We start from the raw sequence: 14,689 nt of genomic DNA on the forward strand, positions 1-14,689 counted from the left end.
CAGAATAACCAATGTGACCCTTTGATCATAACGGCTGTTAGAAACCCCCGGCAGAACTACTGGTTGGCTTCGGCGGCGTAGACCCGTTCCGCGAACCCTTCCAGGGCCGCCGCGCAGCTCTCCACGGCGGTTCCGGCCTCCTGGGCACGGGAGGCGCCGAGCCTGTCGCGCGTGCGGATCTTGTCCAACCAGCCGCGCAGCTTGGCCAGGTCCTCCTCGTTCTCCTCCAGCTCAGCGTAGGTGAACTTTTCCGCCCTGGATTCCTTGTCGATCTCGGCCTGAAAGTCGGCGCACCGCGACAGCACCTCGGTGTACTCGGCGTCGCGCGCGGCGTTGAACGCGGCGACGATATCGGCCTGCCCGGCCAGCGCCTCCACCCGCAGCACCTGGCCGGACCCGCCCATCTGCTCCACCTCGGCCCGCAGGGTGCGCAGAATCCGCTCGGCCTCACTGGACTCCGGCAGCACGGCCACCGAGTTCGCCAGGTACACCGCCCCGGCCGACTTCAGCCGCCGCCACACCGCCGCGCGCAACCGGGACGGGTTGCTGGGCACGCGGTACACCAACATCAGCCACGCAGGCTCATCGCTCACGTGGACCAGTATCCCCGCCGGGAGAACCCCGCGGCCACCGCCGGCCGGTCGTGGCGCGCCCGGCGGTGCACGCGGGTCAGTCCGCCTCGACCGGGACGACGCCGAGCCCGAAGAAGCTGACCACCCAGTAGACGATGTAGAGGCCGAGCAGCGTGTAGCCGTGCCAGCGTTTCAACCGGCCCGTGGACAGGAAGTACGCGGCGAGACCGGTCAGTGCGATAAGGACCGGCAGGTGCCAGGTCAGCACGTGCGGGCCGAGCACGAGACCGCCGGCCAGCAGGATGATCCCCAGTTTCCCGGTAACCGAGAAGACGACGCTCCCGATGACGTTGCCGACGCCGATCTCGGGCGCGCCCTTGCGGGCGGGTTCGACGGTCAGGAAGAGGTCCTCGATGGTCAGCACGACGGTGACGATCGTGGCGCCGAATATCGTGCCCTCGATTCCGTACTCTTCGAGGATGCCCTCGACGCCGACACCGGTGGCCGCGGCCCCGATAACGAGCCCGGCGAGCGCGAGGACCGCCAGGAGGAGCCCGATCCACCCGGAACGCTCGCGGCCCGCCCCGAACGGGATGTGTTCGGACAGCCGCCCCTTGGCAGGTGGAGCGGGCCCGTCGTCCGCGGCGCCGCCCGGACCGAGCGCTCCGGCCCGCGTACCGTCGTCCGCGCGCTGCGGCGTCCCACCACCGGAGGCCTGCAGGGCCACGTAGGTCTCGTACATCTCCGCGTCGCGGAACACCGGTGTTCGGCGCTTGGACTCCCGCACCGTGATGTAGCCGAGGAACAGGACGAACAACCCGAGCAGGACCACGCCGTGCACGACGGTGAGCGGCGCCAGCAGCGTGAACACGATCATGGTGACCGGCGCGAGCGCGAAGAGCGCGACATAGTCGCGGGGCACCTTGATCTCGGTGGGGGTGAGAATCGCGGCGAGCGCGAGCACGATCCCGGGCAGCGAGAGCGTCGTCCCGAACACGATGCCTAACGCGACATGGTCGAGTTCCTCAACGTTGAGCACCACACCGAGAACGACGTCGTCGAACTCGATGCCGGTGAAGATGATGGCGAGCAGGAACACGGAGACCCGGAGACCGCTCGCGACCCCAACCAGGTAGCCGATCAGTCTTTCGGCGCTGTAGATCAACAGCGCCGCACCGAGGAGGAAGATCAGTATTGAGGTCACAGCAGGGCCTCCCTCGCGCTATCCGAACCGCCGCGCCCGCCGAAGCGCCGCCGGACCCGATCCGGGGGTCGCCCGCGATCCGGTCAGACTGGCGCCGAGAGCACGGGGGTGACAGGTCCGTCATCCCGTGCGTTGAGCCTGGGCCCAACCTCCGCAATCTTACGAACAGCGGTTTCCCTCTCACCCTTTGTGTCTATCCGCGAGCCTGCTGCGGAGCTACGGAAGGCCAGGGCAGAACATCAGCGCGGCACCGTTGAACGGTGCCGCGCGGCCGGCGGCTGACCTCCTGGGCACCACCAGTCACTACTCACACCGGTCGCCCCGGATGGGGGCGGGGGGTGAACTCCTCCGCGGCTGGCCGCTCCGCCTCGTTGGCTGCCCGCACCGCCTCGGCCACGATCTCGTGATCGGGCGAGAGAACGCAGACCGGATCGGTGCGCGCGGGGTCCCCGGTGAGCTCGAAGGCCTGGCAGCGGCACCCGCCGAAGTCGATCTCGCGGCGTGCGCAGCTCCGGCACGGCTCCGGCATCCACTCCGTTCCGCGGAAGCGCTGGAACAGGGGCGACTCCTGCCAGATCCAGGCCAGAGAAGCCTCGTGCACGCTCGCGCGCGGCAGCGGCAGGGTGTGCGCGGCGGGGCAGGGAAGAACGTCGCCGTTGGGCGCCACCGTGAGCTCCAACTGTGCCCAACCGCCCATGCACGGCTTGGGGTACTGGCTGTAGTAGTCGGGCAGCACGTAGACCACGTCCATCTGCCCCCGCAGGCGCTCGCGCTCGGCGCGCACCGCCGTCTCCGCCCGTTCGACCTGCGGCCTACTGGGCAGCAGTGCGCCGCGGTTGTGCAACGCCCAGCCGTAGTACTGGGTGTTGGCCAGCTCCACCCGGTCGGCCCGCAGCTTCTCCGCCAGGTGAAGAATCTCGGTGACCTGGTCGATGTTCTGCCGGTGCAGGACAACGTTCAGTGTCAGCGGCCAGCCCAGGTCCTTCACCAGACGCGCCGCGGTGAGCTTGCGTTCGAAGGAGCGCGTGCCGGCGATCCGGTCGGACCCGGCCTCGTCAGCGGCCTGGATACTGATCTGGACATGCCCCAGCCCGGCCTCCGCGAGCTGCTCAGCGCGGCGCCGCGACAGGCCGAGCGCGCTGGTGATGAGGTTGGAGTACAACCCCAGCTCGGTGGCGCCGCGCACGATCTCCACGATGTCGTGGCGCTGCAGCGGTTCGCCGCCCGAGAGGTGCAGTTGCAGGACCCCCAGCTCCCGCGCCTCGGCCATTACCCCCAGCCACTGATCGGTGCCCAGCTCGTCGCGGTAGTCGGTGAGGTTGAGCGGGTTCGAGCAGTAGGCGCAGTGCAGTGGGCACGCGTAGGTGAGCTCGGCCAGCAGTCCGAACGGGCTAGGCATCGCCGACCTCCACGCACCCCTTGGCGGCCAGGCGCGCGAGGAAGTCCACCACCTCGCGGCCGACCACGCGGTCGTACCGCCGTTCCAGCTCCCGCACGATCCCGGTCACCGTCCGCCGCCCGTCGCACAGTTCGAGAATGGCCGCGCCTGTCGGGTTCAGGACCAGTACCGACTCCGGGCCCAGCAGCACGTGTCGCTCGCGCACCCGGTCGAAGGTCAGCCGAAGGTGCGCGGACAGCCCCGGCTGGCTGGACGGCCGCAACCCCGCGCCGGTCGCGGTCTCGGTCCACTCAATCTGCGTATGCTCGGTCGATGGCATCCAGCATGCTCCAGAGAACGTCGCACTTGAACGAGAGCGCGGCCACGGCGCGCTCCTGTTCGTCGGCGGAGCGGCAGTGTTCGGTTACCACCTCCAGGGCGTGTTCGGAGTCGCGGGGGGCCTGGTGTAGCCGGGCCCGGAAGTAGGCCAGGCCTTCGCGGTCGATCCAGGGGTAGCTGTTCTCGAACGCGGCCAGCCGCGTGGCCATCAGGTCCGGTGCGAACAGCTCCGTCAGCGAGGACGCCACCGCCTCGGTCCACGTCCGGGTTCGGGCGAAGCTGACGTAGGCGTCGACAGCGAACCGCACGCCGGACACGACGTGGCGCTCGTCGTCGACCTCCTCGCGGGACAGTCCCACCGCCTCGGCCAGCCGCAGCCACGCTTCGATACCGCCCTCGCCCGCCTCGGTGCCGTCGTGGTCGAGGATGCGGCGGACCCAGCGGCGCCGTACCGCTCGCTCGGGGCAGTTGGCCAGGATGGCGGCGTCCTTGCGGGGGATGCTCTCCTGGTAGTAGAAGCGGTTGGCCACCCATCCCCGGATCTGCCGGCGGCTGAGGCGCCCGTGGTTCATCCGGACGTGGAACGGGTGCAGGTCGTGGTAACGCTGCGACTGGGCACGCAGCGCCGCGACGAAGCTGTCGGTTCCGGTGAGCGCGGTCACGGCTTAGATCCGCACCTCCAGCCCGTCCATGGCCACCTCCATACCGTGCTCCTCGACGATGCGCCGCTCCGGCGCGTCCTCCAGCAGGATCGGATTGGTGTTGTTGATGTGCACGTAGATCTTCCGCTCGATGGGAAGCGGTGCGAGCTGTTCGAGGCTGCCGCCGGGCCCCCCTACCGGAAGGTGGCCCATCTCGTGTGCCGTCTTGCCGCCGGCGCCGAGCCGGACCAGCTCGTCGTCGTACCAGCAGGTGCCGTCGACCAGCAGGCAGGCGCAGTCGTCCAGCTGCTCGCGTACCGCTGGTGTGAGCTCCTGGACGGCCGGCAGGTACACCGCTGCGCGCCCGCTGCGTTCGTCGGTCAGGCGGTAACCCACGACCCGCCCCTGCTCCGACTCGGTCCCCCAGCGTGTGCGCTTGGTCGTCGGGACGTCGAAGGCCCGGTAGGAGATCCCGTCCGCCAGGGGCACGTCGACGTCGTCGACGACCGGCCGCCAGTCGACGGCGCAGTAGGCGCTCAGCGTGCGCAGCAACGATGTCCCGTCGTACAGCGTCTCCCGCACCGCGGGGGTGGCGTGGAGCTCGATGGATCCTCCCTCGCGCAGCAACAGCAGACCCAGCGTGTGGTCGAGCTCGGCGTCGGTGAGCAGCACCGCCTCCAGTGGCGTTTCCCTGGCCTCCCGCGGATGCAGGGCGGGGCAGGACTCGATCTGGGCACGGATGTCGGGTGAGGCGTTGACCAGGAACCAACGCCGGTAGTCGGCGCTCACCGCGATCGACGACTGGGTCCGCGGCCGGCTGGGCCGCGAACCGTCACGTACCGCACGGCATGCCGGGCAACCGCAGTTCCACTGCGGGAATCCTCCCCCCGCTGCTGAGCCCAGCACCCGCACCCACATCTGCGCTCCTCCCCACCTGGCGGCACGGGTGTCCGTACGCGGACGCCCGTGCGGACGGATCGGGCGGGCGGCGGCCATGGAGCCGGCGCCCGCCCGTCAGGCACTCGCTAGTCGAGTCGACCGAAGTACATCGTCACCTCGGGCGCGACCTCGATCTGCTCGAACTCCGGGGTCTCCCATACCTCGGGTTGAGCGACAACGGACTCCATGGCTGTCACCTCCTTTGCCGAGATCGCCGGTAGGGCTGGTGGATGTCCGCCGCAGCCTCCCCGGCCCTCTGCGAGGGTCCGGGTACCGCTGGAGCGCTACGCCTCTTCCGGCAACGCGAAAACGAAGAGCGCGTCACCGTGGGGAGCCCCGAGCAATCCGGGCAGGAACCCCTCAACCCAGGCGCCCCACCCGACCGGGACCGCGATGTACTGTCTTCCGTCGACGCTGTAGGTGGTTGGGCTGCTGTGGTGGCCACATCCGGTCTGGAAGTGCCACAGGTGCTCACCGGTGCGGGCGTCGAGCGCGTTGAACTCCCCCGTTGGCTCCCCAGCGAACACCAGGTCGCCGGCCGTGGCCAGCACCGACGCGCACATCGGCACCTCCCTGTGCCAGCGCCACACCTCCTCGCCCGTGGACGGGTCGAAGGCGCTCACGGAGCCGGCCATGTCGGTGGAGTCGACGACGACGCCGGCCCCCCAGTACGGGATGCTCTCCCTGAACTCCCGCCGCCGCAGGGTGACCTCGGCACCGACATCCTGCACCGGGACGTAGAAAAGCTGCGTCCGCGGGCTGTAGGCCGCGTGCGTCCATTCCTTGCCCCCGGCCGGTCCCGGCCAGAAGTGGACCGGTTCCCCTTCCTTCTCCGGGTACACCTTGGGGGTGATCCGCCCGTTGGCGTCGATCTCCCCCCAGGTGATGCGGTCGACGAAGGGTGCTACGCGGACCAGCTCGCCGTTCGTGCGGTCCAGGACGAAGAAGTAGCCGTTCTTGTTGAAGTGCCCCAGCAGCTTGCGCCCATCCTGCTCGAACAGGATGTGCTCCATGGTGCTGTCGTAGTCCCACAGGTCGTGCGGGTTGTACTGGTAGTGCCATTCGATTTGGCCGTTGTCCGGGTTCACGGCGATGACACTGTCGGTGTAGAGGTTGTCGCCCTCGCGGACACCCCCGTCGAAGTCGGGCGCCGGGTTGCCGGTGCCCCAGTACATGAGGTTCAGCTCCGGGTCGAAGGTGCCCGTGACCCAGGTGTTGGCTCCGCCCCGCGCCCAGGCCTCACCATCCTGGGGCCAGGTCTCGGCTCCCGGTTCGCCCGGCTTGGGCACGGTGTACGTGCGCCAGACGCGTTCTCCGCTCTCCATATCGAAGGCGTCGAGATGGCCGCGCACCCCGAACTCCCCGCCGGCGCTGCCGACAACCACCAGGTCCTTGACGACCAGGGGAGCAAGCGTGGCGCTCTCGCCGGCCCGCACGTCGCCGTAGGCTCTGTCCCACACCTGCGTGCCGGTCTCCGCGTCGAGCGCGATCACATGGGCGTTCAACGTGACGGCGAAGACCTTCCCCTTCGCCACGGCGACCCCGCGGTTCACGTTGCCGCAGCACAGCGACGTGTCGTAGGGGATCGCGTGCTTATAGCGCCACAGCTCCTGGCCGGTCTTGGCGTCGAGGGCCCAGATCCAGCCGTCCCAACCCGACAGGAACATCACCCCGTCAACGACGATCGGGGCGGCCTCGAACGCGTACGTCGACGGTCCGGCGTGCATGCCGGCGGCGCCGGTCTGGAACACCCAGGCGGGAGTGAGCCGGTTGACGTTTTCGGTGTTGATCTGGTCCAGCGGGCTGAAGCGCTTTCCGTCATAGGCGCCGTAGTAGGTAAGCCAGTTCTGCGGCTCCGAACGGGCCTGGAGGAGGCGCTCGTAGGTAACATCCTGGGCCACCGGCGGCGCGCTCCCGGCCCCACCGCTCAATGAGCCGTGGTCGACGGCGTGCCCAGCCTCGATGTATTCCGTCATCGGCTGCTCCTTTCTACGGTCGCGGCTGGGGCGGCCGGTCGAGACGGGCCTCCGGTGGAGATTCCCCCATCACGACGATCGCGCCGGTCAGTCCCCGGCCCTCATCGTTGCCAATCGGCGAGCTGAACCAGTAGTAGCCCGGACCGTTGAGCTTGAGGCTGGCGGTTCCGCGTGAGAAGTTCGGCAGCCACAGGAACTGCTGGTCGCCGTTGCTCGGCAAGAGCGCGCAGTGCGTGTTCTCGTCGTCGTTGACGATCTCCAGTTCGAGGTCGCCGCTGTGCGGCAACGCGAGGATCGCCGGTTCCCAGGCCAGCTCGTCGGGCGGGATCCGGATCGTGGCGTGCATGCGCCCGTCTTCTCCCTCTTCGGCACGCCCGACACTGCCGTGGCCGAGCAGTCGACCCAGCGACGCCCTGTTCTGCTTGTCCAGTCCCAGTTCACTTACCAGCCCGGCCGGCTCCACATTGGTGGTCGCCATCGGCTTCACCTCCTATTCCCAGAGCCTCCGGTTGGTCGTCAACGATCTCTCGGAGACAGTTCTTCGACTCGGTGCTGGTTCGCCGAGAACCAGCACAGTGCCTCTTCCGCGGCGCTGCCACGTGCGACGAACGGTGCGGATACGGCGGAAGACGGTGCCGGCGCCTTACGACAGGCCGCGCGTACCGGCATCGGCGACGTCGTGGTCGTTCTCAACGGTGCTTCCACTCACCCCGACCGCCCCGACGATCGCCCCGTCGCTGTTGCGTAGCGGGATTCCTCCGGGAAAAGAGACCAAGCCGTCGTTGGTGACCTCGATGTTGTAAAGAGGGCCGCCGGGCTGCGACAGCTTTCCGATTTCTCCGCTTTCCATGTTGAAGAATCGGGCGGTCCTGGCTTTCTTGATCGAGATGTCGATGCTGCCCAGCCACGCCCCGTCCTCGCGGACGAAGGCTTTGAGATTGCCTCCGGTGTCCACCACGGCGATGTCCATGAGCGTTCCGAGCTCCTGTGACCTTCGTGCGGCCGCATCGACCACCGCTCGCGCCTGCGACAGCGTTATTTCAGCCATCCTCGCGCCCCCGTAAAAACGACCCGACGAGTAATCTTTCCTGGCACGTTAGTCCGACCGGAGTTGCATCGACAATTACCCTTGGACGATATTGGGGTAATTTTTACCGTGAGCGGACCTCATACCCGCCGAACGGAACCCCCTGGCATTCGGGCGGTTTCGGTGGCTCCAGCACCGCGCGCAGCGCGACAGACGCGCCCAGCAATAGGGAAAACAAATTGCTGGACCACATCCCCGGACCACCAGAACACTAATCCGAGAACCCGAAAAAGAAAACAAAAACCCCCGCCAGCACCAAGAATTCCGTTGCGTTGGCCGCTGGGGGTGGAACGATTTCTTTAGGACCGTGGAGCGCTGTTTCCGGGCGAGTCCGCGTCTGGCCCGCGGGGTGTAACCAGCCCGGACTCGTAGGCCACCACCACGGCCTGCGCGCGGTCGCGCAGGGAGAGCTTATGCAGCACCCGGCTGACGTGGGTTTTGACGGTCTCCTCCCCCACCACCAGACGGCGGGCGATCTCGGTGTTGCTCAGTCCTTCGGCGACCAGCCGCAACACCTCGGTCTCGCGCGGGGTGAGCTCGTTGGCGATCGCGGCCGGCGGGCGTGGGCGCAGCCGGGCGAACTCGCCGATCAGCCGGCGGGTGACACTTGGTGCGAGTAGCGCGTCCCCGGAGGCCACCACCCGCACCGCGTCGAAGAGTCGCTCGGCGGCCACGTCCTTGAGCAGGAAGCCGCTGGCGCCGGCCGCCAGCGCGTCATAGACGTACTCGTCGAGGTCGAAAGTCGTCAGGATCAGGACCCGCGGCGAGGCGGAGCCGTCCGCGACGATCCTCCGGGTCGCCTCGATACCGTCCACGCCGGGCATGCGGACATCCATCAGCACGACGTCGGGACGCTCCTCCTGGCAGACCTCGATCGCCCGGGTGCCGTCACCCGCGACGCCGGCCACCACCAGGTCGGGTTGGGTGTCCAACAGCGCGGCGAACCCGGCGCGCACGACTTCCTGGTCGTCCGCCACCACGACGCGCACCGCGCCTACCACGCTCACCAGCTCATCTCCTCATCGCGCTCGCAAGGCAGCGCCGCCTCGACACAGAATCCGCCAACCGGCGGGGCCGCGGTCCGCAGCCGCCCGCCGACGGCCGCGGCGCGTTCACGCATTCCCCCCAAGCCGTGTCCGCTCTCCGATGGCTCCGGACCGGGCCCCGGCCCATTGTCGCGGACGCGCACGCGCAGCCCGTCGTGGTGGTAGTCCAGTTCCACGTCGACGCAGGCCCCGGGCGCGTGCCGCCGGGCGTTGGTCAGCGCCTCCTGGATGATGCGGTAGGCGGCAAGCTCAACGCCGGCATCCAGAGGGGCCACCGGGCCGCGGACGATAAGCCGGGTGCCGGCCCTTGCCGCGCCACGCACCTCGTCGACCAGCTCCAGCACCTGCCCAAGACCGGGCTGCGGCGCGCGGTCCGTCCCTTCCGCCGCGTCCTCCCGGAGCACCCCCAGCAGCCGGCGCATCTCGGTCAGCGCGGTGCGGGCGGTGTCCCCGACGGCCCGCAACTGCCTGGCGCCCTCCTCGGGCATCCCCGGGGTGGTCAGTCGCGCGGTCTCCGCCTGCACCGAGATCAGCGAGATGTGGTGGGCCACCACGTCGTGCAGCTCCCGAGCGATTCGCGCGCGCTCGCCGCGCGCCATGAGTTCCATCCTGGTGTGCTCCACGGTCGCGGCGGCGGCATCGCGTTCGGCAGCACGGGCGCGCAGGCCTCCCAGGCCATGCCGAAGCTGCGCGGTCCCCGCGGCGAGCAGGGCGGTCATGGCGGTGACGGTCGGCCAGCCGTACAGAACGTGGGTCATCGCGGTGGCCGCCGCGATGGTGCCCAGCACCGCAGCGAGATGGCCGCGCACGAAGGCCAGGGGAACCGTCGCGGTAAGCCCCACCAGCAGTGCGGCGGCCTGAACCGAGCCGGTGCCCGGGGCGCGCAGCACGGCCTCCGCGACCGCGGCCGCGCCGAGGACTCCCGCGGCGGCCGGCCACACGCCCGGCAGGCGCCAGCCCGGCGCGCGGCTCGGGGGTGGGCCTTCCGGATGCACCCCGACATTGTCCCGCATGCTGTGTTGGCCAGACCATCCCCCGCTCGTGCCGTCCGCCGGGTCCCCCCGCGGGGGGACAGGGAATCGCCTACCGCCCGCTGCCGGGGAGCGTGAAGACGGCACCCGGACGGGACGCCCCGGCACGGCGGCGGTGCGTAGCGTTTCCATCATGCGACCACCGATCGAAGTCCGGGAATTATGCAAGAGCTTCGGCGCCATCACGGCCGTGCGCGACCTGTCGTTCACCGTCCCTCCCGGACGGGTCACCGGATTCGTCGGCCCCAACGGCTCGGGAAAGTCCACCACGATGCGGATGATCCTCGCCCTGGACCGGCCCGACTCCGGAGTCGCGCTGGTGGCGGGCCGCCACTACCGCACCCTGCGCACTCCGCTGCGTGAGATCGGCGCGCTCCTGGACTCCTCGGCCGTCCACCCGGGCCGGCGCGCCCGCGACCATCTGCTGTGGATGGCGCACGCCGGTGGCCTGCCGGCCTCACGGGTCGATGAGGTGCTCGGCCTGGTCGGGCTAGCGGAGGCGGCGCGGCGCCCGGCCGGCGAGTTCTCGCACGGCATGCTCCAGCGGCTCGGCATCGCCGGAGCCCTGCTGGGCGACCCGGCGACGCTGATCCTGGACGAGCCGACCAACGGTCTGGACCCGGAAGGCGTGGTGTGGGTACGCGAACTGCTTCGCTCGCTGGCCGCCGAAGGACGTGCCCTGCTGGTGTCCAGCCACCTGATGGGAGAGCTGGAAGACACCGCCGACCGGGTGGTGGTGATCGCACGAGGGCGGCTCCTCGCCGAGACGACCGTCGAGGATCTGGTCGCACGCGCCTCCGATGGGCGCATCACCGTACGCACCGGCCAGCGCGAGCAGGCCATCGGCGTACTCGCCCGCGCGGGGGGAACCGTGGTGGCCACCGGGGGCGAGCAGCTCACCGTCTCCGGGTTGCCCAGTGAGCGCGCCACCGAGGTGCTGACCGAGGGCGCGGTCTCGTTCTCCGGTGTGCGGCCGCACCGCGCCTCCCTGGAGGAGGCGTACATGGAACTCACCCGGGACCCAGTGGTCAACGGCTCCGCCGGGGAGGCGTGATGGCAGAGAACTCGGGGACGACCTACCGCAGCACCGTCCCGGCCGGTCGTCTGGGGTTCGGCCGGCTGCTCCTCGCGGAGTACACCAAACTGCGTTCGGTGCCCCGGTGGCGGCTCACCCTTGTGGTCGCGGCCCTGCTCACGGTCACGGCCGGGATGCTCATCGCCGCGGGGTACCGGGTCAACGACGATGACGACGCGGCCGCCTACCCTCCCACGGCGCAGTTCCGCGACGAGGGCCACTTCGTCTACCAGACACTCAACGGAGACGGGCAGGTTACAGCGCGAGTCACCCACCAGGACCGCAGCCACCCGTGGGCCAAGGCAGGGCTGATGGTGCGCGCGGACGAGGAGCCGGGCGCCACCTACGCCGCGGTGGTGGCGACCCCCGGACACGGGGTGCGGCTGCGGTCGGGCTTCGGAACGGTCACCGACACTGCCGCTGCGGGTGATCCGGTCTCGGCGCCGGTGTGGCTCAGGCTGTCGCGATCCGGCACCCGGATCACGGCTCACGAGTCGGCGGACGGACGCGACTGGCAGCGGGTGGGCACGCTCGACCTGCCCGACCTGGAAGGCGCCGCCCAGGTCGGGATGGTGGTCGCCTCTCCCGACGAGGTGGAGGTCGAGCGCCACTTCAGCGGAGAGGCCATCCTCGCCGAAGGAACCCTGGGCCGGGCCACCTTCGACTCGGTGCGGCTCGACGGGGCGACTGGCGGGGACGGCGGCTGGCGCGAACGCGAACGCTCGCAGGGCTCCGGCGAGGTGGCCGAAACGGACGGCTCATTCACGGTGAGCGGCTCCGGCGACGTCGGCCGGTTCGACTACGCCGACGACCCCACGCAGGGAGTGCTCTCCGCGTCCCTGCTGGGAGTGGTGGCGCTCGTCGCACTGGCGGTCGTCAGTGTCACCTCCGAGTACCGGCTGGGTACGATCCGCACCTCCTTCGCGGCCCATCCCCGGCGTGCGCGGGTGCTGCTGGCCAAGGCGCTTGTGGTGGGCGGTGCCGCGTTCGCCACAGGGCTGGTCGCCGCCCTGGGCACGGTCCTGGCCACCGATCCGGTCTTGCGTTCCAACGGCCTCGCTCCGCTTCCGCTGGGGGACCCGGCTGTGGTCCGGGCCGTCATCGGCACAGCAACGCTGATGGCGGGTGCCGCGGTGTTCGGCCTGGGAGTGGCCGCGGTCCTGCGCCGCACGGCCTTCGCGGTCGCGGCGGTGCTGCTGCTCACGCTGGTGCCGCAGGTCGCCGCGACCGGGTTTCCGCTACCGGTGGCGACGTGGCTGGAGCGTCTCACCCCTGCCGCGGGATTCGCGGTGCAGCAGACCGTGCAGCGTTACGACACGGCCATCGGCCCGTGGTCCGGGCTCGGCGTGATGCTCGCCTATGCGGTTCTCACCCTGGCGGTGGCGATGTGGCTCGCGGAAAGGCGTGACCCGTGATCCGGGTGCTGCGCGCCGAGTGGACCAAGCTGAGCACCATGCCCGCCACGGGCTGGCTGGTTCTGGCCATCGCGGCGCTGACGGTGCTGGCGAGCGCCCTCGCCAGCGGGACCGCGGCGCAGTGCCCCTCGCCGGCCACCTGCTTCGGCGACTCGACCCGGCTCGCGCTTTCGGGCGTCTGGCTGGGGCAGACCGCGGCCGTGACCCTCGGGGTACTCGTGGTCAGCAACGAGCACAGCACCTCGATGGCGCGCACGACTCTGGTGGTGACCCCGCGGCGGCTCCGGGTCCTCCTCGCCAAGTCGGTCGCGGTCGCGGCGGTGGTGGGCGCGGCCGGGACCGTGGGTGTGCTCGGCTCGCTCGTCGCCGGCCGGGCACTGCTCCCGCGCGGCGGCCTCAACGCTCCCACCGGCGGATACGTACCGGTGCCGCTGGAGGAGCCGACCCTGCGGGCCGCCGCGGGCAGCGTGCTGTATCTCGTCCTGGTGGCACTGCTGGCCGTGGGGGTGGCCGCGGTGCTTCGTGACACGGCCGCCGCGTTGAGCGGCGTGTTGGCACTGCTGTTCGCCGCGCCCGCGCTGGGCGTGTTCGTCAGCGACCCGCAATGGCACGAGCGGTTGCAGCAGCTTTCGCCTATGACGGCCGGGTTGGCGGTGCAGTCCACGATGCGGCTGTACGCCCTGCCCATCGGCCCGTGGGCGGGGTTGGGGGTGCTCGCCGGTTATGCCGCTGCGGCCGTGGTGGCGGGCGCCGTGCTGGTAACCCGCCGCGACGCCTGACCGTGCTCTGGGAGGAACGCCATGAACCGCACCACCCGCTCCTACCGCGTCCTCGCGGCCGCCGCCACCGTTGCGGTGCTGGCGTCCTGCGCACCCGACACCTCCTCGGTCGAGGAGTTCCTCGGCGCGAACTGGCCAGAGGGCTCCAGCGGCACGGTGGCCGCGATCCGCGACGGCGAGCGCGTCACCTGCCAGGGCATCGGCCTGGCCGACGCGCGGGAGGCGGTGCGCGCCGAGTGCTCGACGGTGTACGACATCGGCTCGGTGACCAAGTCTTTCACCGCCGCCGCGGTCATGAAGCTGCAGATGATGGGCGCCCTCGATGTGCATGACCCGATCCGCGACCATCTGGGAGGGGCGCCCGCGGACAAGCGCGCCATCACCATCCACCACCTGCTCACCCACACTTCCGGCCTGCCCGACCAGCTCGGCGACGACTACGAGCCGTTGTCCCGGGAGGACATGGTGGCCGGCGCCATGGCGTCGGAGCTGCTGTCCCGGCCCGGCGCCGAGCACCGTTACTCCAACCTCGGCTACAGCCTGCTGGCCGCGATCGTCGAGGAAGCGTCGGCCATGGGCTACGAGGAGTTCCTCGCCAAGCACCTGTTCGCGCCGGCGGGGATGACGGATACCGGGTACGTGCGCCCACGCTGGAGTCCGGGACAGGTGGCGGTGGAGCACGACAGGCGGGGCGCCGCGCGGGGCGCCCCCTTCGAGCACCCCTGGGCTTCCGACGGGCCGTACTGGAACCTGCGCGGCAACGGCGGGCTGCTCTCCAGCGCACGGGACATGCTGCGCTGGCACGCCGCGCTCGATGGCGAGGACGTCCTGGACCAGGCCGCCAAGGACGCGATGTTCTCCCCGCACGTCGCGGAGGACGACAGCGAGGACACCCACTACGGGTACGGCTGGATGATCACCTCGGAGCCGGGCTACGGCCGTATCGCCGCCCATGACGGGGCCAACGAACGCTCGTTGGCGGTGACCGCGCGGCTCCTGGACGAGGACGTGGGGGTGTTCTGGGCCAGCAACCACGCCGCCCTGGATGGCGAGTGGGATCTCGCGCTGATCCAGGCGGACCTGACCCTCGGCATCGCCAACGCGGCGCGCGGCAGTGGGTGAGCGGCGCCGGCCGAGCCCACCGAATGGTTGACCTCAAGTGAACTTCAGATTTTAGGGTCGATCCCGACAGCGCAGGGGGCACAAC

Annotated in this window: 16 protein-coding genes; 4 read left to right on the forward strand and 12 right to left on the reverse strand. The window is 70.1% G+C overall.

Going from position 1 to position 14,689, the window contains the following annotated elements; all coding sequences use genetic code 11:
- Positions 1-56: 56 nt before the first annotated feature.
- From F4561_RS15370 to F4561_RS15425, 12 genes are all read right to left on the reverse strand, one after another.
- Positions 57-593 (reverse strand): Chromate resistance protein ChrB, encoded by a 537-nt coding sequence (locus tag F4561_RS15370; RefSeq protein ID WP_312885289.1) that lies wholly within the window; start codon positions 591-593, stop codon positions 57-59.
- Between the two features lie 76 nt (positions 594-669).
- Positions 670-1,776, reverse strand: coding sequence for a sodium:calcium antiporter (locus tag F4561_RS33720; protein WP_184579696.1), 1,107 nt, complete (start codon positions 1,774-1,776; stop codon positions 670-672).
- Positions 1,777-2,083: 307 nt separating this feature from the next.
- Complete coding sequence (pqqE, locus tag F4561_RS15380) at positions 2,084-3,175, reverse strand: pyrroloquinoline quinone biosynthesis protein PqqE (RefSeq protein ID WP_184579698.1); 1,092 nt, start codon at positions 3,173-3,175, stop codon at positions 2,084-2,086.
- Positions 3,168-3,494: a pyrroloquinoline quinone biosynthesis peptide chaperone PqqD gene (gene pqqD / locus F4561_RS15385; RefSeq protein ID WP_184579700.1), complete on the reverse strand. Its 327-nt coding sequence runs from the start codon at positions 3,492-3,494 to the stop codon at positions 3,168-3,170. The genes pqqE and pqqD overlap by 8 nt, the downstream gene beginning before the upstream one ends.
- A complete protein-coding gene (gene pqqC, locus F4561_RS15390) occupies positions 3,466-4,155 on the reverse strand; it encodes a pyrroloquinoline-quinone synthase PqqC (RefSeq protein WP_184579702.1) in 690 nt (229 codons plus the stop codon). The genes pqqD and pqqC overlap by 29 nt, the downstream gene beginning before the upstream one ends.
- A 3-nt stretch (positions 4,156-4,158) precedes the next feature.
- On the reverse strand, positions 4,159-5,052 hold the full coding sequence (gene pqqB / locus F4561_RS15395; RefSeq protein WP_184579704.1) for a pyrroloquinoline quinone biosynthesis protein PqqB: 894 nt from the start codon (positions 5,050-5,052) through the stop codon (positions 4,159-4,161).
- Positions 5,053-5,159: 107 nt separating this feature from the next.
- Positions 5,160-5,261, reverse strand: a complete 102-nt coding sequence (gene pqqA, locus F4561_RS15400) for a pyrroloquinoline quinone precursor peptide PqqA (RefSeq protein ID WP_184579705.1) — start codon at positions 5,259-5,261, stop codon at positions 5,160-5,162.
- 96 nt (positions 5,262-5,357) lie between these two features.
- Entirely contained in the window at positions 5,358-7,049 is a 1,692-nt protein-coding gene (locus F4561_RS15405; RefSeq protein WP_184579707.1) for a PQQ-dependent dehydrogenase, methanol/ethanol family, read from the reverse strand.
- Positions 7,050-7,062: 13 nt separating this feature from the next.
- Entirely contained in the window at positions 7,063-7,527 is a 465-nt protein-coding gene (locus tag F4561_RS15410; RefSeq protein WP_184579709.1) for an MSMEG_3727 family PQQ-associated protein, read from the reverse strand.
- Between the two features lie 165 nt (positions 7,528-7,692).
- The gene (locus tag F4561_RS15415) at positions 7,693-8,097 is read right to left on the reverse strand and encodes a GlcG/HbpS family heme-binding protein (RefSeq protein ID WP_184579711.1); all 405 of its coding nucleotides are present in this window, start codon (positions 8,095-8,097) and stop codon (positions 7,693-7,695) included.
- Between the two features lie 338 nt (positions 8,098-8,435).
- Complete coding sequence (locus tag F4561_RS15420) at positions 8,436-9,137, reverse strand: response regulator (protein ID WP_184583694.1); 702 nt, start codon at positions 9,135-9,137, stop codon at positions 8,436-8,438.
- 2 nt (positions 9,138-9,139) lie between these two features.
- Positions 9,140-10,195: a sensor histidine kinase gene (locus F4561_RS15425; RefSeq protein ID WP_184579713.1), complete on the reverse strand. Its 1,056-nt coding sequence runs from the start codon at positions 10,193-10,195 to the stop codon at positions 9,140-9,142.
- A gap of 151 nt (positions 10,196-10,346) precedes the next feature.
- On the opposite strand from F4561_RS15425, the gene F4561_RS15430 reads away from it, so the two are divergent.
- Genes F4561_RS15430 through F4561_RS15445 form a run of 4 tightly spaced genes read left to right on the forward strand, consistent with a single transcriptional unit; the run spans position 10,347 to position 14,604 of the window.
- Complete coding sequence (locus tag F4561_RS15430; RefSeq protein WP_184579714.1) at positions 10,347-11,267, forward strand: ABC transporter ATP-binding protein; 921 nt, start codon at positions 10,347-10,349, stop codon at positions 11,265-11,267.
- Entirely contained in the window at positions 11,267-12,703 is a 1,437-nt protein-coding gene (locus tag F4561_RS15435) for a DUF1349 domain-containing protein (protein WP_184579715.1), read from the forward strand. Before F4561_RS15430 ends, F4561_RS15435 begins: the two co-directional genes overlap by 1 nt.
- Positions 12,700-13,482 (forward strand): ABC transporter permease, encoded by a 783-nt coding sequence (locus F4561_RS15440; protein ID WP_184579716.1) that lies wholly within the window; start codon positions 12,700-12,702, stop codon positions 13,480-13,482. The genes F4561_RS15435 and F4561_RS15440 overlap by 4 nt, the downstream gene beginning before the upstream one ends.
- Before the next feature lie 21 nt (positions 13,483-13,503).
- Positions 13,504-14,604, forward strand: coding sequence for a serine hydrolase domain-containing protein (locus tag F4561_RS15445; RefSeq protein WP_184579717.1), 1,101 nt, complete (start codon positions 13,504-13,506; stop codon positions 14,602-14,604).
- Positions 14,605-14,689: the final 85 nt, after the last annotated feature.

This window comes from Lipingzhangella halophila, assembly GCF_014203805.1.
Lineage (GTDB): Bacteria > Actinomycetota > Actinomycetes > Streptosporangiales > Streptosporangiaceae > Lipingzhangella > Lipingzhangella halophila.

Coding starts and splice junctions, on each gene's coding strand:
- F4561_RS15445 (WP_184579717.1), top strand. CDS start 13,504: ATGAACCGCACCACCCGCTCCTACCGCGTCCTCGCGGCCGCCGCCACC.
- pqqA (WP_184579705.1), bottom strand. CDS start 5,261: ATGGAGTCCGTTGTCGCTCAACCCGAGGTATGGGAGACCCCGGAGTTC.
- F4561_RS15410 (WP_184579709.1), bottom strand. CDS start 7,527: ATGGCGACCACCAATGTGGAGCCGGCCGGGCTGGTAAGTGAACTGGGA.
- pqqB (WP_184579704.1), bottom strand. CDS start 5,052: ATGTGGGTGCGGGTGCTGGGCTCAGCAGCGGGGGGAGGATTCCCGCAG.
- F4561_RS15415 (WP_184579711.1), bottom strand. CDS start 8,097: ATGGCTGAAATAACGCTGTCGCAGGCGCGAGCGGTGGTCGATGCGGCC.
- F4561_RS15435 (WP_184579715.1), top strand. CDS start 11,267: ATGGCAGAGAACTCGGGGACGACCTACCGCAGCACCGTCCCGGCCGGT.
- F4561_RS15430 (WP_184579714.1), top strand. CDS start 10,347: ATGCGACCACCGATCGAAGTCCGGGAATTATGCAAGAGCTTCGGCGCC.
- pqqD (WP_184579700.1), bottom strand. CDS start 3,494: ATGCCATCGACCGAGCATACGCAGATTGAGTGGACCGAGACCGCGACC.
- F4561_RS15405 (WP_184579707.1), bottom strand. CDS start 7,049: ATGACGGAATACATCGAGGCTGGGCACGCCGTCGACCACGGCTCATTG.
- pqqE (WP_184579698.1), bottom strand. CDS start 3,175: ATGCCTAGCCCGTTCGGACTGCTGGCCGAGCTCACCTACGCGTGCCCA.
- F4561_RS15425 (WP_184579713.1), bottom strand. CDS start 10,195: ATGCGGGACAATGTCGGGGTGCATCCGGAAGGCCCACCCCCGAGCCGC.